The organism is Evansella sp. AB-rgal1, assembly GCF_041820985.1.
Lineage (GTDB): Bacteria > Bacillota > Bacilli > Bacillales > Salisediminibacteriaceae > Evansella.
In genome coordinates this window covers 34672-57796 of record NZ_JBGUAU010000014.1, presented here as the reverse complement: position 1 = coordinate 57796, position 23125 = coordinate 34672, and the positions used below count along the sequence as shown (strand labels likewise).

Below are 23125 nucleotides of genomic sequence, written 5' to 3'. Positions count from 1 at the left end.
AAGAAAACTCCTTCCCAACCCGTTATCAATACACATCTCGTAGATAACGTTTGTTCTTTTGCATGTCCTTCAGATACGCTTCTGCATCTTCCGCACTCATTTTTCCCTCTGTTGCAAGTATATCTATCAATGTACTATGAACATCTTTTGCCATATAATTCTTATCTCCACATACATAGAACACAGCGCCAGCTTGAATCCAATCATACATCTCTTTGCTATGCTCCTTCATGCGGTGTTGCACATATACCTTCTTCTCCGTATCACGTGAGAAAGCAACATCCATTTTCGTTAGGACGCCTTCTTTCAACCACTTCTGCCATTCTGTCTGATAAAGGAAATCTGTCGTGAAGTGCTGATCTCCAAAGAACATCCATGACTTACCTGAAGCACCGATTTCCTCACGTTCCTGCATGAAGGAACGGAACGGTGCAACCCCAGTACCAGGTCCTACCATAATAATTGGCGTTTCCGGGTTTTCTGGTAATTTAAAGTGCTTGTTCGGTTGAACGAAAACTTCTAGCTTATCTCCAGCTTCGATACGTTCCGCACAATATACGGAACATACCCCATTACGTTTTCTCCCGAAAGAGTTCCAGCGAACTGCCCCGATCGTTAAATGAACTTCCTCAGGATTTGCTGCTAGACTACTAGCAATGGAATATAGACGTGGTGCAAGCTTTCTTAAAATAGAAACAAACTCTTGAGCAGACGCCTTCCAAGGACCAAACTCACGAACGAAGTCGATCACATCACGACCATCCATATATTCTTTTAATGCATCACGGTCAGCAACAAGCTCTTTTAAATTCTCATTATCCGTTAAGTCTACTGCCTTTTGCAGAACAGGCTTCGTTAACATCGTAATTTCTAATTTAGAGATAAGCGCTTCTCGTAAAGGAAGCGGTCCTTCATCTTTCCCAATTACTACTGGCTCTTCAGGATTCCACTTCATCTCTTGAATCAGCAAGTCCACAAGCCCTGGTTCATTTTTCGCAAAAACACCGAGAGCATCCCCAGCTTCATATTCCAAACCAGATCCCTCTAGAGAAATCTCTATATGACGAGTCTCTTTCTTCGAGCCACGACCATTTAAATTTATATTTTCTAACACTTCTGCAGGGAAAGGATTCTTTCTTGAATACTCGACGGCAGGCTTTGTTTCAACAGACACAGTCCCATTAGAAACAGATACCGACACTTCTGCAGTAGCTTCAACGGAACCTAGTCCATCTAACACACCTTTTAGCCATTTCTCCGCTGGTTCCTCAAAATCAAGGTCACAATCCACTCGCGGATAAATACGAGTTCCTCCAAGCTTTTCTAACTGCTGATCAAAATCTACCCCAGTTTTACAAAAAAATTCATACGAAGTATCTCCAAGCGCTAATACAGAAAACTGAAGATCCGAAAGCTTCGGAGCACGCTTACTATATAAGAACTCATGGAAAGTCAGCGCATTATCAGGCGGTTCCCCTTCCCCATGCGTACTAACGACAATGAGAAGATTCGAAAGCTTCTTCAACTGATTTGGTTTAAAATCACTCATGGACAATACCGTAGCTTCAAAACCTTTCTCCTGAAGCTTCTTCCGAGCATTCTCCGCCAATTTTTGTGCATTACCCGTTTGAGAACCGTACAACACGGTAACCTCTTTCGAAACAGGCTTTGCAGCAACATTGGTACTCGGTTTCTCTAACACCGCAACAGAAGCAGAAGCACCAGCCTGAGCAGAAAGATACCCACTAAGCCATTGCTTTTGCGATTCTGTTAACGAAGGCAGCAAATTATTAAGCAACTCTGCCTGTTGATGATTAAAAGGACTATTCGTTTCTTGAAAAACCAACTTCTCTCACCTCACAAAATATGTACAACCTAGTTAATAAAATTCTTACAAAAACAGTCTTATTGGAATACACCTATCCATTTCCGATAAAATGACTTATTATATTATAACTCTATTATCCCTATCACTTCAATCGGAATTATTGGATTTTTTATTTTAATACGATACTTTATAATACCATTCTCTGCAATTCCTTCGCTACTATTAGTACAAAAAACCTCCTTTTTTTTGGCGAACAATGACTATACACCTCGAACAATGCGAGATGGGTGCTCCCCACTCACCAAGCAAAACTCTTCTCTCCATCCCTTACAAACTCAAAACAATCTTTTTATAAAAGTCTAAAGTAAAAAGGTACTTGGATATTTAAATGGTATGTAGAATAAACCCTACATTCATGTTGTTTACAACAAAGTTTACGAAAACAGCTTAAATGAAAAACATTTTTTTAAATAAGTAACTCACGTATCAATAAAAACGACTATATAATATAGCTTATAAATTTTAGAATTTAAGAAACATTTACAATGCATATAGTAAAAAATTAAATTGTATTATCAGTAAAGCATAATATTTAATACTTACACTGTAAATGGGGTGAAATGTTGGCAGTTTCAATGTTAGGAATGATTCCATTATTAATTATCGTATTACTTATTTTTATTATTGGAGGAGCAAAAGCTCAATCAAGTGAAGGGGGAGAATTTATGATAAATAAAATCTATGTTTATTTAGTGTTGTTTGCCACTTTAATGATGACCATTGGAGGAAGTGTCGCTGCATTTATGGCTGTAGCTGATATTATCGCACCGACTTCTTATCATGAATCATTTGAGGAATACAAAAGATGGGGTCACGCGAAAGAAAATGGTAGTGAAGAAGTGAATCTATCAGAAGAAGAAATGAAGGCAAGCTATGATGCGATGGTTTCTTCAGAAAAAGAAAGACAAATAGAAATAGCAAAAAATAATTTAGTGAAAAGTTTTGGATGGATCGTTATTCCCTTACCTATCTTTATATACTTCCAACGCAGATTGAATAGGATCGATTAAAGCGAACTCGTTTCAGCAAGCTGAAACATCGAGGATTCAGAGGGAGTCTCGACTCCCCCTGAATGAAAGTTCCCACCTAAGCTGTCGCTTTGAGGTGGGGGTCTATAACCCTTAAGAGATTAAAGGATAAAACACTTACTTAATAGACCAACACTCGTTTCGAAAATAAGAAAAGCGAAATGCAAATGTTCTGTACATACAAAAAGCGTAATCCGCTTGCCATCTGCGAAGAAAGATCTTCTTTCAGTTGAAAAGTGCTTTTTATTTTGAATCGAGCAGGTTATTTGACACGAGCAAAGTACTGCCTGAATAAATTCTCCTTCGCACCTTTCCGTACGAGTTTACGAGAGCAGATATCTCCTGGAGCTAGACAACTTTCAAAATCCAAAAATTTTATAAATTACCTACTAAAAAGAAAATCTCCCTTTCTTCTTAACGGGGTTCTGATGGACTTCAGAACTTTCATTCATCGAGAAATATATTAAGGTCTCATCCCATAGGCAAAATTAAATATTACAAATAAACCAAACAATATTACACCACTTAATAGGACGTATAGAAAAAAATCAATCCATTGCTTTTTCGTCATCGGTTGTATTTTTTTCAATAGAACAAAAAATATAAGCATTGCAATTGGAATAATATATAGAAAGCTAAACGTAAATGCCCAGTTTGAATTCACTTCCCATCCTTCAGGAATGACCGGTCCATTATACATATTGTATTTCTCATGAATACGATGATACCCATTGATAAATATAAAGCTCACAACTACATAATACGCTCCCACTAACAATATGAACCATTTATTAAACAAAGCAGATTCTTTTATTAATAAAAATGTTACAAGTAATAGCAACATGATTATAAAAATAAACATTGATTAGTTCCTCCAATTAAGGGTTAAATTCCATACTAAATTTTGATAGAAGTTTATTATTTTTAATTTGTCCATCTCCACAAATCACTTTCTCTTCCATGTTCCCGTACAGTGTCAGTTTCTTATTTCACAGAAACCCACACTCGATCATTCTCCCAACGTAACCGCAACGGTATCTGGAACGTCCGCTCCAGATTCTCCTCTGTTATCACCTTATTTTTCCCACCAGCATCCACCACTTCTCCAGCATGAAGAAGCAGCACGTCCGTGATGGAAGGAAGAATCTCTTCGATATGATGAGTAACAAATAGAATCGTTGGACCACCATCTTCCTTACTTATACTTTCTAGCGTTCGGAGAAACTCCTCTCGTGAGTATATGTCTAAACCGGAACAAGGTTCATCCAATATTAGCAGCTTCAACTCCGACATCCACGCTCTTGCAAGAAGAACTTTCTTCCGCTCCCCTTGGGAAAAAGCATGTAATGGCGCATGTGTCAAATGGAGAATTCCGAACTTCTCCAAAAGCTCTGTCGCTCTGTTGACATCTTCCTGAGAGACATGCTCATACAATCCAATAGACGCATACTTTCCACTTAATACAATTTCTAGTGCCGTGTTTCCTTCATGGTGCTGGAACTGCTGATCTAGTGCATTACTCACCCAGCCAATCGAAGTACGGACCTCTTGAATATTTACTTTCCCATACCGATTTCCAAGCACATCCACCGTTCCAAAGGTGGGCCACAAATAACATGTTACTATCTTCAGCAACGTTGTCTTCCCTGCCCCATTTAACCCTAGGACCGCCCAATTCTGTCCTTTTTGGACTTGCCATGAGATGTTCTTTAAAAGATACTTGTCGCCTCTTCGAACACTAACATTCTCTAAAGAAATAATTTCATCATGCATTTTACTCTCTCCCATTGAAATATCGTTTCTTTATATCTATTCTATTTTTTCTTGAAAACACCTTTCTTTTTTCAATGGATCTACCCTGAAAATACGCGAGTTAGCGGTAGTCAAACTTATCTAGTATTAACAACTTTGTTGGTTGGTCTGTATTCCATTCGCTTTCCTGTAGGGAGTTGGCGAGCTATCCTTGAGCTAAAACTCTACTACCACATGACTTTGAAGAAGCGTCCTTGTAACCGCACCGCACGCAGAAAAAATGCGTATGCATTTTTCAAGAAGTCTCATGGGCTTCCACTCATTCCATATATGATGGTTAGATCTAAAGTACTCTCAGCATATTTTTATTCCCCATGGTACAATTGTTTGTTTGCACTTCCTAATCAAAAGGTAATCCATGTGTCAAAAATTCCTATTGTTTTTAGCTAATTTTATGTTACGATCAAGTTATTAGAAAATATTGAAAATTCAATTGTAAGTCATTATTGAGATTAAGTCTAAGTTTTACATCTGTCTGTTCTATTTGAGTTTCTTTTGAATACTGTTAGAGAAGTGCTATTGCATGAAAAATCTGTTGTATTAAGTAGGAGGCTAATAATGGAAGTACTAAAAGTTTCATCAAAATCCAATCCTAATTCCGTTGCAGGAGCAATTGCAGGCATGATAAGAGAACAGGGTAAAACGGAAATTCAAGCAATTGGGGCTGGCTCTATTAATCAAGCAGTCAAAGCCATTGCGATCGCAAGAGGGTTTGTCGCACCAAGTGGGATTAATTTAATTTGTATTCCCGCGTTTACCGACATTACAATCAACAAGGAAGAAAGAACAGCTATTAAATTGATTATTGAACCAAGATAATTGTTTTAAGCTATAAAAAAGTATAAGAAGTGTTCCTAACTAGCTCCCTTATCCTCTGTAATCATTAATTATGTATTAAAAACTGGATCATCATCAATAATGATGGTCCATTCTTTGTGCATCTGTGCAAGGGTTCTCCTTAAAATTATACTATGTTTAAACCATACCTCGGTTCAAATGAATACTCCACTTAAAGGTAGAAGTTATTCTCGTTAGGAAAAATAGGTTATTTGATAATCTTTGACATATAGAATTCATCAACAAATGTATCATTAATAAACAGAGATTGTCTTTTTATTCCTTCCATTTCAAATCCCATCTTCTTATATAGTGATACACCTGCTTCGTTCTGAGTCACCACGGTTAACTCTAACCGGTGTATATCATGCTCTAAAGCCCAGTATTCCAATGCTTCAAATAATTTTTTACCTACACCCTTTCCCCGATATTACTCTAAAACACCAACTACAATATAAGCGGAATGCTTGTTTCTTTTTGCACCGCCACCAATCACAACTAAGAAACCAACTAACTCCTTATCAGTTTCCGCAAGAAGTATGGTAGAATTTACGCTTTTCTTCATGTTTGCTATCATCTTCTGTTGTTGCTCTAATGTGATATTCCTCTCGCTAGGTTCCCAAAGCATATATTCCGAATTGTTTTCTACTTGTTTCGTCAAATGAAGAAAACCCTCAGCATCTGAAAGTATAGCCTCTCTAATTATCACTATTATCTCTCCTATCAAATAATTCATTTTAATAAAAAACTGCTTCCTTACTAAAAGAAGCGACTGCCCTTATTAGGCAATCGCACCATTTTGTTGTAATGTATCAGATCAGCTAATTAAGGTTTTCATTGTATTTAATCAATACTTTTCTTCTTAGAAATATGGTTAATGATAATACTACTAAGCTAGTGACTATTATAATAACCCCTATTACTATTCCTCCAAAAAATAAAAATTCATTCACTCCCCACGCATAGAAAAACCAACCAACTATCGCAATAATCCCTAACACTAAGTTAATGGACGCTGCCACAATAGACTGAGCTAAGACTAAACCCGTTTTCCTAATCATCACCGTTCCATATTTTAAACTCAGAAAAAAACTTAAAAATAGAAAAGAAATGTAGATCACCATAGCAATATCCGTTTCCGTCATATGATCCCTCCTTCTGATTTTTATGATGAATATTCTCTTTCGCACAATATCAAAAGCATGAATGTTATTGGTCTATTAATATTCGATCTACATCTTCACGATTATATTGAGAATAAACGGTCAAACATGGCAATATGAAACTTATCACTACTCGTAAACTGAAGCATTCCTTCTCCTAGACCAATGTGAATCCCTATACCCCAATGATTATAGAGACTTGGTTTCAAGAATAGTCTAGGAAAAGTATGATTGAGGTATTTCTTGAATTCCATAATTATATACACCGTTTTATTATTCTTTGGTACGAAACTCCATTTTCATTGTATCTTTCTATATTTTAACATAAATATCCAAATATTCTTTCATTTTCAAAAAATTCTCACGATATATCATTAAGATGGATAGACTTCTTTTTCCGTTTGTGGAAGTGCATCTAATAATCTAATCTCCTACTTTACCGCCAGCCAAATTGTCCATCTATCTTTCTCAACTATGTTCGTATTACTTGCTAGGGATTTATCAATATGATTTAATAGCACTTCTAACTCCTCATCATGTAACTCATGTAAAATACTTCGACCCGTTCTTCCTCTTATGTCTTCTAGCAACTGCTCTTTACAGTCATATACGTTTCTTATCTCCCACAACTTCACTTCTTTCATATGCTTGAAACCAGTTTTATGTAGCATATTTACTACAAATTGACTCTTATGTCTTCGACTAGTTTCTTTTTCTACTAATTTCGGAAAAAGTTCAAAGAAATACCCTCTAATATGAGTATCATCTCCCTCTACTAAACAATCTTCAGGAGTTCGGTCTTGAATAATATAGAAACTATCATTCTTCAATAATCTAAACGCTTCAGTAAAACAAGCATGTAAATCCTGAATATGATGTATCAATGCTCTTTCTAGAATTAAATCATATTTATTTCCCTCTAAACCAGTTTCAAATGCATCTCCATGCACAAAAGAAATATTTTGATACTCTTTGCAGTTTTTTCTTGCACCTTCCAGCATAGCTTGAGAAAAATCTATCCCAGTCACATATTCTACTCCCATGTCAGCTAAGGCTTTCGAATAAATACCTCCTCCACACCCAATGTCTATTGCTCTGGATATATTCTCCATAGGTAAAAGTTTTTTTACTTCTTTTATCCACGAATTGTCAGCGCGTCGAGTTGTATAAGTATCACTGTTATCCTTGCAATGAAAATCTATTCCCAATGTAATCCCCACCCCAACTTAATGTAATTCCTTACATTTCCATTTTACACTTCAGGACTACATAAGATAAAATATGGATTTTGGATACTATATGATAAGTTTTTCTTATACATATACAGAAAATAGAGAGTTAATGGTACCTCTTCCCTACTAAAATGCCCTTTTCATTCTTGGGAAGAATGGGGATGGAAATGAACTGATGAAACGATGGTAGTGTTAGAGGATGAAAGCATTGTTAAGTTCACGAGAGATATTGCTGATCAACTTAACGAACGTACAAGAAAAAGACTCTGTTCCTCATATAAACAGAGCCATTCTTTATCTTGTAAAATAGGAATGCAATTATCTGCAAATTCCCTTTGATAATAACCTTCACTGATGAATTACAATACGACTTTTTTTTCAAAAACAAACATGTCATTAGCTATTTCTTAAAATTGAATTACTTTATATTCATATGGGTCAACCGATAATTGTCCTTCGTTTAGCTCTGTTTTGGTGAGAACGTCCAATCCATTAGTAGGTAGTGTGACAGATCCACCTTTTCCATCCATATTTACAATGACCCAAAGTTTATATCCATTTCCTTCACGTGGTGCTACAATCGTTCCTTCTGTTACATCCGTTCGCAAAGCAACACCAGCATCAGCTGCATAATGATCGATGATCGTCTTTAAGAGTTCATCGCCCGCTTCCTCTGTTGGAAGAGAACCAAGCATGACAATTTTTCCTTCTCCACGCTTGTATTCTGTAAGGAATGCTTTCCCTTCTGATAACCCTTCTTCGATAACACCTACAACTTCTGCACCTTTTGGTTCAAAAATAGAGCTCCATAGACTTAATGGTGCAGATTTATCAAAGGCTTTCCCGACCGAATTTGTTCCTTCTATCGGATACGTATATAGTGTTTCTACACCAGCAAGTTCATCTAGTTTTCCAAGTGCTGCGTCTGTATGAATCGTATGTTCCCTAGTTCTGCCGCCAGTGATAGGTCCTACAATCCACGTTCCGCCAGCTTCCACAAATTCTGTTGCATTCTTTATATACTCATCAGACAAGTAATATAGGAAAGGAGTCATGAGCACTTTATAGCCTGATAAATCTGTCCCTTCTTGCGTTACATCTCGATGAATTCCCATGGATAATACCCTCTTGTAAAAGTCCATGAATAATCCCCGATAATCCATATTTTGTAATGGCTCTGTTTTCATAAACGCTTTTCCAATATCAGAGTGAGTAATAGCTACCTCTGCTTGAGATGCTTTCGTTTCCAAGATGAATGGTTCAAGCTCTTTTCTCATTTTTTCAACTTCTAGTACATTCGCAAATCCTACTGTAGGTTTTCCCCAAGAACTAATTACGGAACCATGAGGTTGCTCACACCCTGCTCGCTGCTGTCTCCATAACCAATAGCAGAACGCAGCTCCACCAAGAGCATACGCTGCAGCAGCTTCCGATCGTAAATATCCATTTGGATGAGGACTCGCATTACTTTCAAGAGAAGCAGCATAAGATGTGCTTGTTTCCATTACCCAATAATCTTTCCCTTGCTTCAGGTTTCTCCATAGGTCACAGTTGAATAAGTAAGCGAATGCATTTTCTTGTGATGCATACGTATCAAAGGATGCAAAATCCAGTTTTTCAAACATTTGTTCATTATCAACGGAGAAAAAAGTACCACTATTATGGGTAATTGGTGCTTTCGAATGCTTTCTGATAATGTCCGCTTGCTCATGTGCGAATTCATTTATTTTTTCCATGGAAAAAATTCGATAGTTTGTGCTTAAAGATGAGTTATGCAAGAATGGCGTTGAAACAGGCTGAGGAACCTGATCGAAGCTGTGATAATACTCACTCCAAATATCCGTTCCCCATGCATCATTCAGATTTTCAATCGTACCATATTTTTCTTCTAACCATTCATGCCAAAGTGTTTTACATGTACCGCACATACACTCAGCAACGTGGCATTTGAATTCGTTATCTAATTGCCAACCTATAACACCAGGGAGATTCCCGACTGCTTTAGCGATAGCTTCCGTAATTTTCGCTGCTCGTTTACGGAAATAAGCATTATTCGTACATATATGCTGTCTGGATCCATGGCTCATTACTTTTCCTTCCCCATCTACAAACAATCGCTCTGGGTGGCCGTCTGTCATCCAAATAGGCGGAGTTGGCGTTGGCGTACACATCACTGTCTCTATGCCATTTTCAAAGAGCCTTTTTATCACATCGACGAAAAAGCTAAGATCAATTTCATCCTCATGAGGTTCCATTTTGGACCAAGCAAATTCTCCCATTCTCGCTACATTGATTCCTGCTTCCTTCATTAATTGAATATCCTGCTCGATTACCGTATCATTCCATAGCTCGGGATAATACGCTGCTCCATGGTATAATTTATTCCACATATAAAAAACACTCCTATTCTACTATCAAAATTTGATATACAACTTGCTACTCTATGAAAACCCTAAAACATGTACTACTACTATTGTAAAAGAGAAAATCAAACAAAACAATACAAAAGCGAATAAAAATGAACAAAAAAGAAACGGAAGCAGTTCTCCTGCTTCCTTCGCGGGCCTAAATAATCAGAAGTCTCCTTCGTCTGCATACATTTTTCTAAACAGAAAAAGATCCAAAGAAGAAGTTTTCTGTAAACTTTTTCTTTAAATCTTTCATTTAACTATATCAACTTTCAAAAAGCCTTTTCTTGAGATAGGGAACTGATAGAAATAACAATTTATTAGTTGCATGATTGTAGTGTAAGAATCAAATCTATTTTTTATCAACCGTATACAAATAGACTATTAGGTTGATGGTCCATATTCCAGCAATAACAAAAAAGCTATAAAATGTTACTGGATCCCCTCCAAGATTAATCTCATCAACAATGATGCCTGTATAAAATAGTATTTGAGCCGAGAGGAAAATAGAAAGAATTCCTAAACTAAGAACAGCAAATCCGTTCAGCAATGCTTTCCTAAGCTTTGGAACGATCACAACAATAAATACAAATAGAGCAACAATCAATAAAGTGAAAAAGATAGGTCTTAATAAAGTGAATACTCCGGACGCTTCAAAAGTTGGCTGGATGTACATAGAACCTCCCCTGACTAAATTTTAATTTTTACGTTTACACTCTTACTCTATCTAAATGCAGTTCCATCTATTTGAGAATGACACAAATAAACTATGTTAAGCCCAGATTTCTAAGTACACTAATCTGTTTTTGAAAACTATATAATGACCTCGTGTTCGTAACCCATGATATATAAATATAATCCATAACAAGCTAATGCAATTCCCATATAAAATGTCCAAGGGTTGTCTTCTGTTTTCTTATCAAAAGTTCTTATGGTGAATAATCCGAGTATAATAGTTATGACAGGAATGATGACAAAACGTGGTCCAAATAAAAACGAGATTAATCCCATTATTAGAACTATTAGACCATACGGATTCTGTTTCTTTATTCCGCTTAATTCTCGTTGTTCTTCAACAGACATATCATCTATATCTATGTTTTCTTTATTTTTGTTCCACACTGTCACTCCCCCTACATAAGAAAAGCTATTCCTACTATTACTATCTATCATTATTCATTAATGTAGTTACCGAACTCTATTTCATTTCCAACTTCCCAGTTTCAATATAGTCATTAAATAGATCCTCTATATGTTCATCAATTTCTTGACCCCATTTATCTACATCGTCACCTTCTGTTGGTCTACCGAAAATTTCATCTATATATTTATCAATGTATGCTTGCGCTCTATGTGACTTATCTTCCCAAACTTCATAATACTCTTTGGGGGTTACGCCCAATAGAGTTGCTTGCGAATCGAATAACTCCTTCGTTTCCATCAGTTCGTACCTTTCTGAAGCAGTAGTTCCTGGAAACATACCTTCTTTTCTTTCTTCTTTTTCTTCATCTGTTACAGTGATACCCTGCGTTTTTGCTTCTATTATGAATATCTCTTGCTTCAAGTAAGCGGTGACCCACTTTTCCAAGTCATCCTCTAATGAAAATTGCCACATTATTTCTTCGTACGTTATCTCTTCTCCATTTAAAACAGCAGCGATATCTTCTTTTTCGTAGTCTTGCTCGGAGCATGCAACGAAGAAAAGGATAAATATCAACACAGATGATAGGAATAGAATTCTTGGATTTGTCATTGTTATATCACCTCTATATCCCCTACAAAAAAGGTATTTTTATATCAGAAAACCTACTTCTTTTTTTTACAAACATAAATCATTTCATAACTATCATTGGTAATTGGATTTCCTGCCCAATCTTTATAAATATGTTCAATTTCAAAGCCGTTTGAAAACAACATTCTCTCCATTTCCTGTGGGAAAACATATCGCAAGCTGATATTCGTTATTTTTTCGTCAACAAGAACTCCTTGATTGTTCTTATATTTCCTAATTGTAGTATAGTGTTGAATTTGGCGAAGGGAGTCATAGCTACTAATAGTAGATACAACTACTGTATTGTGAGTCTCAGGATCTACATATGTTTTCCAATACTCCTCGGTGCTCGGTTGAAGTAATTCCTCTGGACTAGGAAATCTTATATTAAAAACAAAAACCCCATCTATCTCTAAATGTTTATTCACAGAGGTTAACAATCTATCTTGAGCTTCGTTTGTAAGGAAATGCTGAAAGGAATTCCCTACTGTATAAATGAAATTAGATTTACATGGTAGATTCAAAATTGTACAATCTTGCTTTAGCCACTCAATTTGCAAATCGAGTTTTGCTGCTTTTCTCTTCGCTTCATTTATCATCTCGCTATGTATATCTACACCTATTAATTGAAACCCTTCCTTTGCCAATGGGATCGTTGCTCTCCCAGTTCCACAAGCTACATCTATAATTACTCCTCCCTGCTTTTTGGCCATTTCAAGTAAAAAAGAGATGTCACTTTGAAACGCTTCATTTTCTTTATCATATAAAATAGGGTCATTATATTCTTCAGAATTAGCTAACAATATTTATACTCCTTTAAAAAGCTGGAAGTAGTAGAATGAGCACTCATGTCTCTCTAATAATTACTTCCCCTTCATCATTTTTTTCATTATCCCAAGTAACGTGAATCTCAAAAGTACCTTCTTTGAAAAACAAAGGCATTCTCCTGCGAATAGATTTTTGGATTGGTAGATGGTCAAGTTCACTAATATCTACCCATACTGGTTTCCCCTCTGGAGAATCCTTCAATAGCTGGCCTCTGAAATCCTTTGTTATGTAATTAAATATGATATATCTGTCATTTTTTTTCAGATTTACATATTCGTATATACCTTTAAAAATAAGGTTAGTAACCTCTAAACCTGTTTCCTCCTTCACTTCTCTTATGGCACATTCAACAAAACTCTCTGGAAAATCTACTTTTCCTCCAGGAGGGATAAAGCCCGAAAATCCATCATGCTTTCTATCTAGTAAAAGGATTTTGTTTTCATTTTGAATCATACATACTGTCCAAAACTTATAATTAATTTGCTTCTCCAATTGCTACACCTCGGAATGCTAGTGAATTATTAGTTTTATAATATTATCAACTTTTATGGCTATTCTTTGTATCCAATATATTTTACATCATTTCCCAATGAATGAATAGGGTGAAACTTTCTGATAGCTATATATATATATATAGCACATTTGAATATTTATGTTAAAATAATGTTAGAAAATATAGACAAGGAAAGTTTGAAAAAGTTCTCCTAATTGAATGGAAGAAATCTTTAAAATAAAATGCTTCTTATTTTCCATACTGGAGTTGTTTGCTGTGAAGAAAAAACTTAAAAAAAGAACCAAGAGAGAATCTTTGATCATCTCCGCTGCCTATGGAGTAACTTGGGCAATAGCAAGTGTAATCTTTTATATTGTCCTTCACAACGATGTATTAGGTGGTGTGATTTTTGGGTTGAGTGGAGGAGTTTTAGGCGCTACAACATGGTATTTTCTAGACCGTTTTATGCAAAAAAAATAAAATCCATGGTTGATGGATTCGTTTGTTGAAGTTGAGTTAGTAACATTAGATCTCTCATATTGCTTTTAGACTTAGCATATTGATGGCAAAGCTAATGGAGAATGAATCATTGCTGGGAGGTGAATCAAAGTTACATCGGAATTCATGTCTTTCTGTTATGTTGCCTTATCTTTCATATCTATTTAGTGAATCAGATTAACAAAATTAAAAAAGAAAATAGTCAGTAATAATATTGCTGCAGGAATGTGATTTGATATATTTCCTAGGCAATAAGGAAAGCCCGATTGAAAAAGGCAGCATACCGCTGCCTTTTTTGTAAGGATGAGTCTCTACTTTTCAAGGATTACCATATCTTAGTCTTATAACTCCTCTCCACTAATTTATAGGCATTTCACTCCAAACCTCTTCAAATAATTCATCATCCATTTTAAAAAATACACCACCATACCCGTAACTAATTAAACCACTTTTATACAACACTATCTCCACCGATGTTCCATCCTCCACAGATAAGATCATTTGGCGAAAACTCGGGTCATTACGTTGTGATTCTACTTCACTTCTTACTTGTTCATACGTATAAGGAGTTGTATGATTTAGTTTTTTTACGAACGTATTGATTAATTCCAAGTTTTCTAATGAATGAAGTTTATTATTATCATAGTTCCAGTTACTGTAGCTTTGGTATTTCGCAGACGTTATTCTATCAAAAAGGTGAAGTTTTCCAAATACATCTTCCCCGCTATATACGGTTATCCCATTGAGCGTTTCGTAAAATTCAGCATACACTCGCCCATCATATTTTCCATAGGACATAATCCGAAATTCCTTATCATACCCTTTCACGGAATATACTTCCGTTGTACCAATGGAGGATGCAAACTCGACTGCATAGTCGTCCTGTTTGCTCCACTCATCTATTGTCGGCTTCGTTGTGCCAAGTTTTTCACCCTTGAGATCTTCCACATATGATTCTTCCATCTGTGCTGCTGTCTGTGTATAAATTCTTCCTTGATACACGATGAGACCGATCATATCCATAGATTCCGTGCTAGAAGTACGTTTCGGGAGTTGGATTGCTGGTATAACAACCCCTTCTTCCGTTTTTTCCGTATTAGACCCAGGTGAAGAACCTTCTTCTGTTACGTTAGTTGGACTCCCTTGCCCTTGATCCGCTTGTGCAGGCGTTTTACTTTGTTGTTGACAGCCTCCTACGACGAAAAAGAGAAGGATTGTAAGTACAAAGAAACCAACTTTCAGAAAATAAATTGATGCAAATCTAACCTCTTTCATTTTCATTTCCCCCTGTTAACTATTTTAACTATAAGACAATCATTTTCTTCCATAAGTTTCATTTAATTACCTTGCTCAAAAAATAAAATTTCATCTACTTACAAATGAATAATTCATATTACCATCGCTTAGGCACGGATAACCTATATGTACAGGAACCTTTAAAGGAAATCATTCGTATGAAAAGTAAGAGGGAGTACAACTCGTTGTACGTAAAGAAAAGGAGAGTTGTAGAATGGAATATTTGAATTCTATCATTATATTGGCATTTGTCTCAGCTGTTTTTATTTCAGTAGGTGTAATTGCAATTTTTAAGGAAACTCCAATGCATTTTTGGGCTGGATCAAAAGTTAATTCAGAAAAAATAACCAATGTGAAGGCATATAATAAAGCGAATTGCATGATGTGGATTAGCTACGGCATCACCTTTATACTTGCAGGTTTTGCCCTACCATTATTCGGTGAGGAAATTATAAAAAATATCGTTACCTTTTTATGTACTGGCGGATTGATAATAATGATTTTCGTGTATTATATCATTTATCAAAAACATATAGTGAAGTAGTGTATAAGATCCACTTTTAGTTAAGACATTGAAGAAAAGGGGAGAGATAGATATGAACTTCGTTATCTTTCTTGTTTCTTATCTTATTTTTGATATAGTAGGTTCTTTATCGTACGTCGGGATCTTGATGTTATTTTTTATGCTCATCAAAAAAGTCTTTCATATGAATGAATCTAAATGGAAAGCCCTTTTCAACTATAAAAATGGAAAAGGGATATATTATGTAATGATTTTTCCGTATTTATTAATGCTCCTGATTATCTTTCCATTATGTTTATTTTGGTTTGGCGTTATTAACTTTGAATATACATTTTTAGGTACCTTTTCAATTATTCTCTTATTAACCCTCAGGATCTTTACGTTTTCTAAACTAAAAGATTTAGTAAAAAACTATTCCTGATGAGTTGATCCATGATAACTTTCTACAGTATTGTAACTAAAACGGAGGTTCTTACTTAACATCCTCTCTATCTTTTTCTAATGAATAAAAACGTTGTGTGTTCTCATAAAGTTGTTGATAGACATCCAGAGCGTCAATCTTTTTTATTTCAGCTATTTTACTGATGGATTGGTGAATCATGTTTGGATGCGTCATTTTGTTTTTAAAAGGACCCTCAAATGGCCATGGTCCATCTGTTTCCACCATCATGTTTGATAATGGATACAAGTCCACAAGACGTTGGATCTTCTCCTTGTAGACAACATCTGGGGTTACAGAAATATAGTATCCGTTTTTAAGCATCCGCTCCACTGTTTTCACATCCCCTTTAAACCAATGAAAATGGGCTTTCTCGATGGAATGCTTTTCTAACAATTCGCAAACCATCGACGCATCCTCATACACCGCGTGAAGGACAATGGGTTTTTGAAAATCCTTTGCCTTGATGATAAAGCCCTCCAACAGTTCTATATATCCTTCTAGTTGGATGGTCGGATTTTCTTGTCTCAAATAATAAGGAAGCCCTACTTCCCCTAACGCTACCATTTCACCTTGATGTTTTTCCATAAATGTTAGGAGGAATTCTAGTTCTAAGTCAGAAGGAAGTGCTTGCTCTGGATGATAACCAAACGCAGCGTGAACAACCCCCTTATATTTTTTTGAAAATGATAGATTTTGTTTAGACGAAGCAAGATTGTTAGATACGGAAATAAGCTGATCTCCATGGTCTTTTTCTCTATCACTCAAGATGATTTCTCTATCTCTCGTCGTGTATTTGTCTAAATGAATATGTGCATCGATAAAAAGGTAGTTCATATTTTATCACCTCAAGTATTAGTTTATTTGAAGTAGAAGACCATTACTAGATTTACATTCATAATATCAAAATGATGAACAGATAAAAAAGTTATATATTTTCAAGTACATGTTTGGCTAGTACCACCTGTGTCTGTAAAACATGTTTGACACCCACTCCCCTCTACTCTATACTTAAGGTGTCAAAAGTTTTTTACACATCTAATTGATGAGAAGGTGTTTTACATATGGAAAATCAAATGAAAGAGTTGCGAGAAGAGAAAAAGATTTCACAAGGAAAGCTTGCAGACTTGTGTCGTGTAAGTAGGCAAACAATCAATGCTATTGAAAACAACAAGTATGACCCTAGTTTACAGCTAGCTTTTGACATTGCAAAAAATTTAGGGGTCACGGTGGATACATTATTTTTACAAGGAGGTAAAGAATATGAAGAGTAGAATGGTAGTTAGTATATTATTATTGATCGGTTGCTTCGCTATTTTAGGGAATATCATTTATAAACTGATAGCTGGGGATGGAATTGTTCTTAGTGATGTAATATTTTTGAGCATGTTATTATTATTTTTCTTTTTTACAATTACTTGGGGGTCCAGTAAGAAAAAGGACGGTATTCTGCCTAGTGAGGAACTGGGGAAACAAATTCAACATAAGAGCGCTTCTGTTAGCTATTATATGATTGTAAGTTTGCTGTTTGTAGGACTCATTATCGATAGAATCGTTACGGGAACTCCTAATACTACCATAATGATTCTATTCGGTCTTTCTTTGGTCATCCAACCTTTTATTACCTATGTTATTGCGCAAACGTTTCAAATACATCCAAACTCCCTTGGAAAAATAGCGAATTGGTTCATCGAATGTAATAGTAGAATTAGCAAAAAAACGAAGAATAGAATGTTATTTATTATTGGTTTTCTAACGGCACTTTTTATTATTAGTCCATTATTTGAAACAAGTAGTTATTACGATTTATTAACTTTTTTATTCGGTGAGCCTGGAGATAGTTTCAACCCATTCCCTCTCTTGTTCTCAGCGGTAGTAATTGGACTATTGATAACTGGCCTTTATTATTATGAAAAAAGATCCAGGGAAGGAGATTCAAGAGAGCATTGATGTTTCTATTTATCCTCTTCCTACAAGTGTGATTGACATTTACGAAAAATATGGTAATCTAATTTCAAAAGTGAGAGACACAGTAACTGACGGCATTTGTGGAATAAACCACAAGGGAACTGTGTTTTATATTGGTCGAGTCGTCTGGGCAGAGATAAGGACATTGCGTTCCTTATCTCTTTTTTATACTTCTTTTGCGAAGTTTAACTTCTCTAAATGATGAATGTTTAAGAAAAAGTAGCTTTCATCATTTAAGAAATTAGCGTAAGTACCTTTTTCTAATTAAAATTTTGGAGGGATTTTTCATGGAAAAGATCATTTTAGATGGGAGAATTGTTGCCCAAGAAGTAAAAGATAGTTTAGTGAATCGAGTAGAGGTATTGAAATCGAGGGGGAAAGTTCCATGCCTTGCAACAATACTTGTTGGCGATAATCCTTCATCTGAAACGTATGTAAGAATGAAACAAAATGCATGTGAAACAATCGGAATAAAGTCGATTCGGATTCATTTGCCAGAAGAAACAAACACACAGGATTTAATCAGAAGAATACATGAGCTAAATAATGATGACACGATTCATGGCATTCTTTTGCAACACCCTGTTCCATCTCACATTGACGAGCGTCTAGCGTTTGAAGCCATTGATATTAAAAAAGACGTAGATGGAGTGACAAGTGCTGGATATGGGCAAACTGCCTTTGGGTTTGGATCTTATCCTTCTTGTACTCCTTCCGCTATTTTAAGAATTTTAAAGTATTACCAACTATCAATTGAAGGGAAACATGTAGTGGTTGTTGGAAGAAGTCCTATACTAGGCAAGCCTGTTTCTGCTTTACTTTTAAATGAAGATGCCACGGTAACAACATGTCACTCAAAAACTAGGAAACTCCCAGACATTCTGAAACAAGCGGATATTGTTGTTGCAGCAGTAGGAAAACCTGAGTTCATTCAAGGCCAATGGTTAAAAGATGGTGCAGTTGTTTTAGATGCTGGATATAATAAAGGAAATATTGGCGATATTGACTATGAATCTTGTTATGAAGTTGCTAGTGCTATTACTCCTGTTCCAGGTGGAGTAGGTCCAGTTACCATTGCAACATTACTAAAGCACACGGTGGATGCAGCAGAAAGACTTTAATATAATATGAAAAGGAAATCTAGTTTTTTGGTTGATTGGAGCACGTATTCCTTGTGCTCTTTCCTCCAAAGTAAACTAGATTTTTCTTTTTTATGTTATTTAGTTGTTGAGGGGGCAGTTCTTGTGATACCACAAACCGCTTCCTATCGTCATCCTGCCCTACTTTTAGAAACAAGAGAACTGTCATCATGCTTCTTTTTGAAGAAGGTTTTCTCCATATAACCTGTTCCAAATAAAACACCTAAAACGATAATAAGAAATCCGAAAGATTGATACCAATATATTTGCTCATTTAAAAAAATGGCAGAACCAACGAGACCAATGAAAGGAACAAAGTTGTTGAAAACAGCCGTTTGACCTGCTCCTATCCGCTTAATTGCTGCATTGAATAGAAAATGTCCAACAGCAGTTGAAAGAACCGCTGAGACGAAAAAGATGACATATATGCTCCATGGTGCTCCTATCATCTGCGTGATACTTCCTGGCTCTAAGATAAAGCTAACAATAAGTACGCCAATAGCCCCGATGAGAAGCATCATACTTGTCATTTGTCTAGGATCCACTGTTATCGTTGCTTTTCTGATAAAAATAAAGCTGAGCGCTTGAACTGCCATGGAAATAAATATATAGAAATCCCCAAGTGAAACAGACCCTTGACCCCCACCTTGCGTGAGAACAACCCCACTAAAAGCTAAACCCATTCCTAACAATCTCCACTTCGTTAACACATCTCCAAGAAAGATAACCGCAAAAATGGAAGTTGTTACAGGAACAAGAGCTAAAATTAACACTGCATTAGATGCATTCGTTAGAGTTAACCCCATGGTTAAAAAGTAATGATGTGCAGCTATTCCTAATAGACCACCGCAAATAGTATAAAACCATTCCTTCTTGGTTAGCTTCCTCATCTTCATACTTACGAGAATCATCGATATTGCTACAATACCAGCAAGCAAGATACGTACAGCAGTCATGGTCACTGGTGGGAAATATTCAATTAACACTTTTAACATTACAACATTAAGACCCCACGTTACCATCACAAAAAATATGATTCCGATTCCGTAGGTAAATAGAAGTGACTTCTCTTTCATTTTTACAATCCTCATTCCGAAAAATACTGTACATGTATCTTACCACAAGTGGTGGAATGTTAGTGGAGGGAAGGGTAAGAACAGTGTCTAAAGGATCAAAGTTGGTTTCGTGTAAGTGAGTCTTCATAAAGACAATTCACACTGCTCTGACCTCGATTTTGTCCTTATAAGCTCTCCCTTAGCGTTGTTCCGAAAAGGATGCAATAAGAACCGTCCCCACTGCTTCACTGCTTCCATCTGTAAATCGGACAGTTTTCTCATTAGATAGGTTATTGTTCAATCCCTTTGAAAGCGTTTAAATATAGGTATACCTTGTTTACTTAGTTCAGGTTAGTCTAGATAATATGGACAGTTTTGGTCACTTTGATTATATAAGTGATCAAAGCTCGTTCCCTCTGAACCGTAGCAAACAACACATGAAGAAAGCAGGTGGAGAGAAATGAAATCGCTCATTGAAGAATTAGTAGTGGAGGGTAAAGGAATTGTACGGTTAACGCCAACTTGGGTTCCTCGTTCCTTCTGCCGTCCAGGAAAACGAATGAAGCTTCATCAAGATGATTTGTATGTTCTTGGATTACAACGTGGTGGAATAAATGAACGTTGGTTTTCTTCCACAACTCACGCAGAGAATGGTCCTGACACACCGGATGATGAAGGATTGAGCTATGTTGTTTCTGCTGATGGCTCCACGAAAGTGTTGCTGAAAGATGTGGTAAACGAATTGAAAGGACAATTTATAGGGGAAGACCTCTGGAACAAATATAAATGTTGGCCAGTTTACTCAAAGCTGTTTGATAATTTAGGACCGCTCCCACATCATATTCATCACGATGACGAGGCCGCAGCTCGTGTTGGTCAAAAAGGAAAACCAGAAATGTACTTCTATCCTTCTCAATTGAACAATCACGGAGGAGAATTCCCTTACACGTTCTTCGGGATCAATCCTGGTGTTGAAAAGGAACAAATAAAAGAATCCTTAATGAATTTTTCCAAAGGTGATAATAAAATTACCGACTTGTCACGAGCATTTCGACTAACATTAGATACTGGCTGGGATGTTCCCCCTGGCGTGCTTCACGCTCCTGGTAGTCTCTGCACTTATGAGCCACAATTTGCTTCTGATGTGTATGCCATGTATCAATCCGTTCTCCATGGTGACCACGCTGTCCCAGAAGAATTGCTATGGAAGGATACGCCAGAAGAGGAGGTTGGCAATTACGACTATTTAATGAGTATTATTGATTGGGAGAAAAATATAGATCCTAACTTCTATGAAACGAACTTTATGGCCCCAAAACCTGTTTTTCCATTAAAAGAGATGGAGGCAGAAGGCTATGTGGAAGAATGGATTTGTTACAAATCTAAGGTTGCTAGTGCGAAGCGACTTACTGTTTTTCCAGGTCAAACGGTAACAATAAAAGACAGTGCTGCATACGGCCTTTATATGCTTCAAGGGTATGGAAAAATCGGTGATGTATGGAAATTAGAAACACCAGCCTGTATCCGGTATGGACAATTAACAAACGACGAGTTCTTTGTTACAGAACCTGCAGCAAAAGCTGGTGTGACGATTACGAATACATCCGAAACAGAACCGATTGTAATGTTAAAGCATTTTGCGGAAAACAATGATTTGAAGCTTTAACAGGAGAACACCTACTCCTTTTGATGAAGTCGTCGATACTTACTTGGAGTAGATACATATTCTCCTTTAAACTTTCGATAAAAAAAGCTTACATTCACATACCCAATTTTTTCAGCGATCTCTTCTATACTCAATTCCGTATTACAGAGAAGAGAAGCTGCATGCAACATTTTTTGTTTCGTAATCAATTCTGTGAACGTTTTACCTGTCTTGCTCTTAATGAGGTTACTAAGGTAATTTGGAGTAAATCCGAAATGTTTCGCTGTATCCTTTAGTCCACAAGTTAAAAAATGAGATTCAATATATTCTAGTATTTGCATAATATTCGCATCAACAGAATTTCGTTTTTCCTCATAATTTTTATCGTGCTGATATACTCTCATGAGCTCTGTAAATACAACCGTCATGCAATTTTGGATAAGATCGTTGGAATACAGCTTCGGATCAAAGTACTCACACAAAATCATATGAAGAATGTATTGCAGATTTTCATTATCTTCTGAATGGAAGATAATGAAGCGATCATGCTGTTGACTTTCAGATGCCGCATTAATGAGAAAGCTAGATACGATACTATGAGAGTTTGCAAACCTACTTAAAAATGCCGTTGAAATGGTTTCTCGTTCTAGCAATATATTAATTAAAATATCCTCCTCACCTAATGAGCTAATACTGTGAGGAACATCTTTATCAAGTAGGCAAATTTGTCCTTGTGTAAGTACTACTTTTTGTTGATTAATGATCTGCTCACACGAGCCAGAATACATGTAATTCAACTCAATGAAGTCATGCGTATGAGAAGGCATGGGTGCAAACCGATTAGAACGGTTTATGTAAATAGATTGCTCCTTAAAAAAAGGTGCTTTCGGCATTCGTGGTGAGGCATCCTTAGAATATGATTTTTCTAGATCATGAATGTTCACCTGTTCCACATGCTGCATCTTCTCGAAATCATTATATTGCAGCAAAAAAGAATTCAGTTCCGTTCGATTCATACACTTTTTCTCCTTCTGAATGGAAGCATTGGGGACGGTTCTCACTGCTTCCTAACGAGTTTGATGAGAGATGGAACACCCAACTA

At 36.3% G+C, this 23125-nt stretch carries 24 protein-coding genes, 1 pseudogene and 1 riboswitch; of the genes and pseudogenes, 8 read left to right on the top strand and 17 right to left on the bottom strand.

Annotation, left to right across the window (positions count from 1 at the left end; all coding sequences use genetic code 11):
• Positions 1 to 25: 25 nt before the first annotated feature.
• Positions 26 to 1846: an assimilatory sulfite reductase (NADPH) flavoprotein subunit gene (locus ACERII_RS13340; protein WP_373642892.1), complete on the bottom strand. Its 1821-nt coding sequence runs from the start codon at positions 1844 to 1846 to the stop codon at positions 26 to 28.
• 605 nt (positions 1847 to 2451) lie between these two features.
• Between ACERII_RS13340 and ACERII_RS13335 the strand changes: the two genes are divergently transcribed.
• Positions 2452 to 2898 (top strand): hypothetical protein, encoded by a 447-nt coding sequence (locus tag ACERII_RS13335; protein ID WP_373642891.1) that lies wholly within the window; start codon positions 2452 to 2454, stop codon positions 2896 to 2898.
• Positions 2899 to 3379: 481 nt separating this feature from the next.
• On the opposite strand, the gene ACERII_RS13330 is transcribed toward ACERII_RS13335, so the two are convergent.
• Complete coding sequence (locus ACERII_RS13330; RefSeq protein ID WP_373642889.1) at positions 3380 to 3778, bottom strand: hypothetical protein; 399 nt, start codon at positions 3776 to 3778, stop codon at positions 3380 to 3382.
• Positions 3779 to 3900: 122 nt separating this feature from the next.
• The gene (locus ACERII_RS13325; RefSeq protein ID WP_373642886.1) at positions 3901 to 4689 is read right to left on the bottom strand and encodes an ABC transporter ATP-binding protein; all 789 of its coding nucleotides are present in this window, start codon (positions 4687 to 4689) and stop codon (positions 3901 to 3903) included.
• 597 nt (positions 4690 to 5286) lie between these two features.
• On the opposite strand from ACERII_RS13325, the gene ACERII_RS13320 reads away from it, so the two are divergent.
• Positions 5287 to 5547, top strand: a complete 261-nt coding sequence (locus tag ACERII_RS13320; RefSeq protein WP_373642884.1) for a stage V sporulation protein S — start codon at positions 5287 to 5289, stop codon at positions 5545 to 5547.
• A gap of 226 nt (positions 5548 to 5773) precedes the next feature.
• Here the strand turns inward: ACERII_RS13320 and ACERII_RS13315 are convergent.
• From ACERII_RS13315 to ACERII_RS13270, 10 genes and pseudogenes are all read right to left on the bottom strand, one after another.
• Positions 5774 to 5983: pseudogene (locus ACERII_RS13315) on the bottom strand (N-acetyltransferase family protein); the annotation flags it as partial.
• Between the two features lie 12 nt (positions 5984 to 5995).
• Positions 5996 to 6274 (bottom strand): hypothetical protein, encoded by a 279-nt coding sequence (locus ACERII_RS13310; RefSeq protein ID WP_373642883.1) that lies wholly within the window; start codon positions 6272 to 6274, stop codon positions 5996 to 5998.
• 112 nt (positions 6275 to 6386) lie between these two features.
• Positions 6387 to 6710 carry a hypothetical protein gene (locus ACERII_RS13305; protein ID WP_373642881.1) on the bottom strand — a complete coding sequence of 108 codons (324 nt, stop codon included), beginning with the start codon at positions 6708 to 6710 and terminating at the stop codon, positions 6387 to 6389.
• Positions 6711 to 7159: 449 nt separating this feature from the next.
• Positions 7160 to 7936 carry a class I SAM-dependent methyltransferase gene (locus ACERII_RS13300; protein ID WP_373642880.1) on the bottom strand — a complete coding sequence of 259 codons (777 nt, stop codon included), beginning with the start codon at positions 7934 to 7936 and terminating at the stop codon, positions 7160 to 7162.
• Between the two features lie 431 nt (positions 7937 to 8367).
• Complete coding sequence (locus ACERII_RS13295) at positions 8368 to 10350, bottom strand: beta-galactosidase (protein WP_373642879.1); 1983 nt, start codon at positions 10348 to 10350, stop codon at positions 8368 to 8370.
• Between the two features lie 370 nt (positions 10351 to 10720).
• Positions 10721 to 11044 (bottom strand): hypothetical protein, encoded by a 324-nt coding sequence (locus tag ACERII_RS13290; RefSeq protein ID WP_373642877.1) that lies wholly within the window; start codon positions 11042 to 11044, stop codon positions 10721 to 10723.
• 137 nt (positions 11045 to 11181) lie between these two features.
• Positions 11182 to 11490: a cell division protein FtsK gene (locus ACERII_RS13285; RefSeq protein ID WP_373642876.1), complete on the bottom strand. Its 309-nt coding sequence runs from the start codon at positions 11488 to 11490 to the stop codon at positions 11182 to 11184.
• Positions 11491 to 11566: 76 nt separating this feature from the next.
• Positions 11567 to 12121, bottom strand: coding sequence for a hypothetical protein (locus ACERII_RS13280; RefSeq protein ID WP_373642874.1), 555 nt, complete (start codon positions 12119 to 12121; stop codon positions 11567 to 11569).
• A 53-nt stretch (positions 12122 to 12174) separates the two neighbouring features.
• Positions 12175 to 12945 carry a class I SAM-dependent methyltransferase gene (locus ACERII_RS13275; protein WP_373643039.1) on the bottom strand — a complete coding sequence of 257 codons (771 nt, stop codon included), beginning with the start codon at positions 12943 to 12945 and terminating at the stop codon, positions 12175 to 12177.
• A gap of 40 nt (positions 12946 to 12985) precedes the next feature.
• Positions 12986 to 13420, bottom strand: coding sequence for an 8-oxo-dGTP diphosphatase (locus tag ACERII_RS13270; RefSeq protein ID WP_373643038.1), 435 nt, complete (start codon positions 13418 to 13420; stop codon positions 12986 to 12988).
• Positions 13421 to 13736: 316 nt separating this feature from the next.
• Here ACERII_RS13270 and ACERII_RS13265 point away from each other — a divergent pair, with 316 nt between their 5' ends.
• Positions 13737 to 13940, top strand: coding sequence for a hypothetical protein (locus ACERII_RS13265; RefSeq protein WP_373642873.1), 204 nt, complete (start codon positions 13737 to 13739; stop codon positions 13938 to 13940).
• A 375-nt stretch (positions 13941 to 14315) separates the two neighbouring features.
• Here ACERII_RS13265 and ACERII_RS13260 read toward each other — a convergent pair whose 3' ends face one another.
• On the bottom strand, positions 14316 to 15233 hold the full coding sequence (locus tag ACERII_RS13260; RefSeq protein WP_373642872.1) for a hypothetical protein: 918 nt from the start codon (positions 15231 to 15233) through the stop codon (positions 14316 to 14318).
• Positions 15234 to 15468: 235 nt separating this feature from the next.
• Between ACERII_RS13260 and ACERII_RS13255 the strand changes: the two genes are divergently transcribed.
• On the top strand, positions 15469 to 15798 hold the full coding sequence (locus ACERII_RS13255; protein WP_373642871.1) for a hypothetical protein: 330 nt from the start codon (positions 15469 to 15471) through the stop codon (positions 15796 to 15798).
• 451 nt (positions 15799 to 16249) lie between these two features.
• On the opposite strand, the gene ACERII_RS13250 is transcribed toward ACERII_RS13255, so the two are convergent.
• The gene (locus tag ACERII_RS13250; RefSeq protein ID WP_373642870.1) at positions 16250 to 17053 is read right to left on the bottom strand and encodes a TatD family hydrolase; all 804 of its coding nucleotides are present in this window, start codon (positions 17051 to 17053) and stop codon (positions 16250 to 16252) included.
• Positions 17054 to 17280: 227 nt separating this feature from the next.
• Here ACERII_RS13250 and ACERII_RS13245 point away from each other — a divergent pair, with 227 nt between their 5' ends.
• The 3 genes from ACERII_RS13245 (at position 17281) to ACERII_RS13235 (ending at position 19305) form a co-directional block, all read left to right on the top strand.
• The gene (locus ACERII_RS13245; RefSeq protein WP_373642868.1) at positions 17281 to 17490 is read left to right on the top strand and encodes a helix-turn-helix transcriptional regulator; all 210 of its coding nucleotides are present in this window, start codon (positions 17281 to 17283) and stop codon (positions 17488 to 17490) included.
• Positions 17480 to 18166 (top strand): hypothetical protein, encoded by a 687-nt coding sequence (locus ACERII_RS13240; RefSeq protein WP_373642865.1) that lies wholly within the window; start codon positions 17480 to 17482, stop codon positions 18164 to 18166. The genes ACERII_RS13245 and ACERII_RS13240 overlap by 11 nt, the downstream gene beginning before the upstream one ends.
• Positions 18167 to 18238: 72 nt before the next feature.
• Positions 18239 to 18323: riboswitch (ZMP/ZTP riboswitch) on the top strand.
• A gap of 148 nt (positions 18324 to 18471) precedes the next feature.
• Entirely contained in the window at positions 18472 to 19305 is an 834-nt protein-coding gene (locus ACERII_RS13235; protein WP_373642864.1) for a bifunctional 5,10-methylenetetrahydrofolate dehydrogenase/5,10-methenyltetrahydrofolate cyclohydrolase, read from the top strand.
• 149 nt (positions 19306 to 19454) lie between these two features.
• Here the strand turns inward: ACERII_RS13235 and ACERII_RS13230 are convergent, their stop codons facing one another.
• The gene (locus ACERII_RS13230; RefSeq protein ID WP_373642863.1) at positions 19455 to 20399 is read right to left on the bottom strand and encodes a DMT family transporter; all 945 of its coding nucleotides are present in this window, start codon (positions 20397 to 20399) and stop codon (positions 19455 to 19457) included.
• Between the two features lie 439 nt (positions 20400 to 20838).
• On the opposite strand from ACERII_RS13230, the gene ACERII_RS13225 reads away from it, so the two are divergent.
• Positions 20839 to 22044 carry a hypothetical protein gene (locus ACERII_RS13225; RefSeq protein ID WP_373642862.1) on the top strand — a complete coding sequence of 402 codons (1206 nt, stop codon included), beginning with the start codon at positions 20839 to 20841 and terminating at the stop codon, positions 22042 to 22044.
• An 11-nt stretch (positions 22045 to 22055) separates the two neighbouring features.
• Here the strand turns inward: ACERII_RS13225 and ACERII_RS13220 are convergent, their stop codons facing one another.
• Positions 22056 to 23039 carry an AraC family transcriptional regulator gene (locus ACERII_RS13220; RefSeq protein ID WP_373642861.1) on the bottom strand — a complete coding sequence of 328 codons (984 nt, stop codon included), beginning with the start codon at positions 23037 to 23039 and terminating at the stop codon, positions 22056 to 22058.
• Between the last annotated feature and the right edge of the window lie 86 nt (positions 23040 to 23125).

Bases quoted from the DNA above. Each gene is read 5' to 3' on its own strand.
- ACERII_RS13330 (WP_373642889.1), bottom strand. From the start codon at position 3,778: ATGTTTATTTTTATAATCATGTTGCTATTACTTGTAACATTTTTATTA.
- ACERII_RS13325 (WP_373642886.1), bottom strand. From the start codon at position 4,689: ATGCATGATGAAATTATTTCTTTAGAGAATGTTAGTGTTCGAAGAGGC.
- ACERII_RS13320 (WP_373642884.1), top strand. From the start codon at position 5,287: ATGGAAGTACTAAAAGTTTCATCAAAATCCAATCCTAATTCCGTTGCA.
- ACERII_RS13305 (WP_373642881.1), bottom strand. From the start codon at position 6,710: ATGACGGAAACGGATATTGCTATGGTGATCTACATTTCTTTTCTATTT.
- ACERII_RS13295 (WP_373642879.1), bottom strand. From the start codon at position 10,350: ATGTGGAATAAATTATACCATGGAGCAGCGTATTATCCCGAGCTATGG.
- ACERII_RS13290 (WP_373642877.1), bottom strand. From the start codon at position 11,044: ATGTACATCCAGCCAACTTTTGAAGCGTCCGGAGTATTCACTTTATTA.
- ACERII_RS13280 (WP_373642874.1), bottom strand. From the start codon at position 12,121: ATGACAAATCCAAGAATTCTATTCCTATCATCTGTGTTGATATTTATC.
- ACERII_RS13270 (WP_373643038.1), bottom strand. From the start codon at position 13,420: ATGATTCAAAATGAAAACAAAATCCTTTTACTAGATAGAAAGCATGAT.
- ACERII_RS13260 (WP_373642872.1), bottom strand. From the start codon at position 15,233: ATGAAAGAGGTTAGATTTGCATCAATTTATTTTCTGAAAGTTGGTTTC.
- ACERII_RS13255 (WP_373642871.1), top strand. From the start codon at position 15,469: ATGGAATATTTGAATTCTATCATTATATTGGCATTTGTCTCAGCTGTT.
- ACERII_RS13250 (WP_373642870.1), bottom strand. From the start codon at position 17,053: ATGAACTACCTTTTTATCGATGCACATATTCATTTAGACAAATACACG.
- ACERII_RS13245 (WP_373642868.1), top strand. From the start codon at position 17,281: ATGGAAAATCAAATGAAAGAGTTGCGAGAAGAGAAAAAGATTTCACAA.
- ACERII_RS13240 (WP_373642865.1), top strand. From the start codon at position 17,480: ATGAAGAGTAGAATGGTAGTTAGTATATTATTATTGATCGGTTGCTTC.
- ACERII_RS13235 (WP_373642864.1), top strand. From the start codon at position 18,472: ATGGAAAAGATCATTTTAGATGGGAGAATTGTTGCCCAAGAAGTAAAA.
- ACERII_RS13230 (WP_373642863.1), bottom strand. From the start codon at position 20,399: ATGAAAGAGAAGTCACTTCTATTTACCTACGGAATCGGAATCATATTT.
- ACERII_RS13225 (WP_373642862.1), top strand. From the start codon at position 20,839: ATGAAATCGCTCATTGAAGAATTAGTAGTGGAGGGTAAAGGAATTGTA.
- ACERII_RS13220 (WP_373642861.1), bottom strand. From the start codon at position 23,039: ATGAATCGAACGGAACTGAATTCTTTTTTGCTGCAATATAATGATTTC.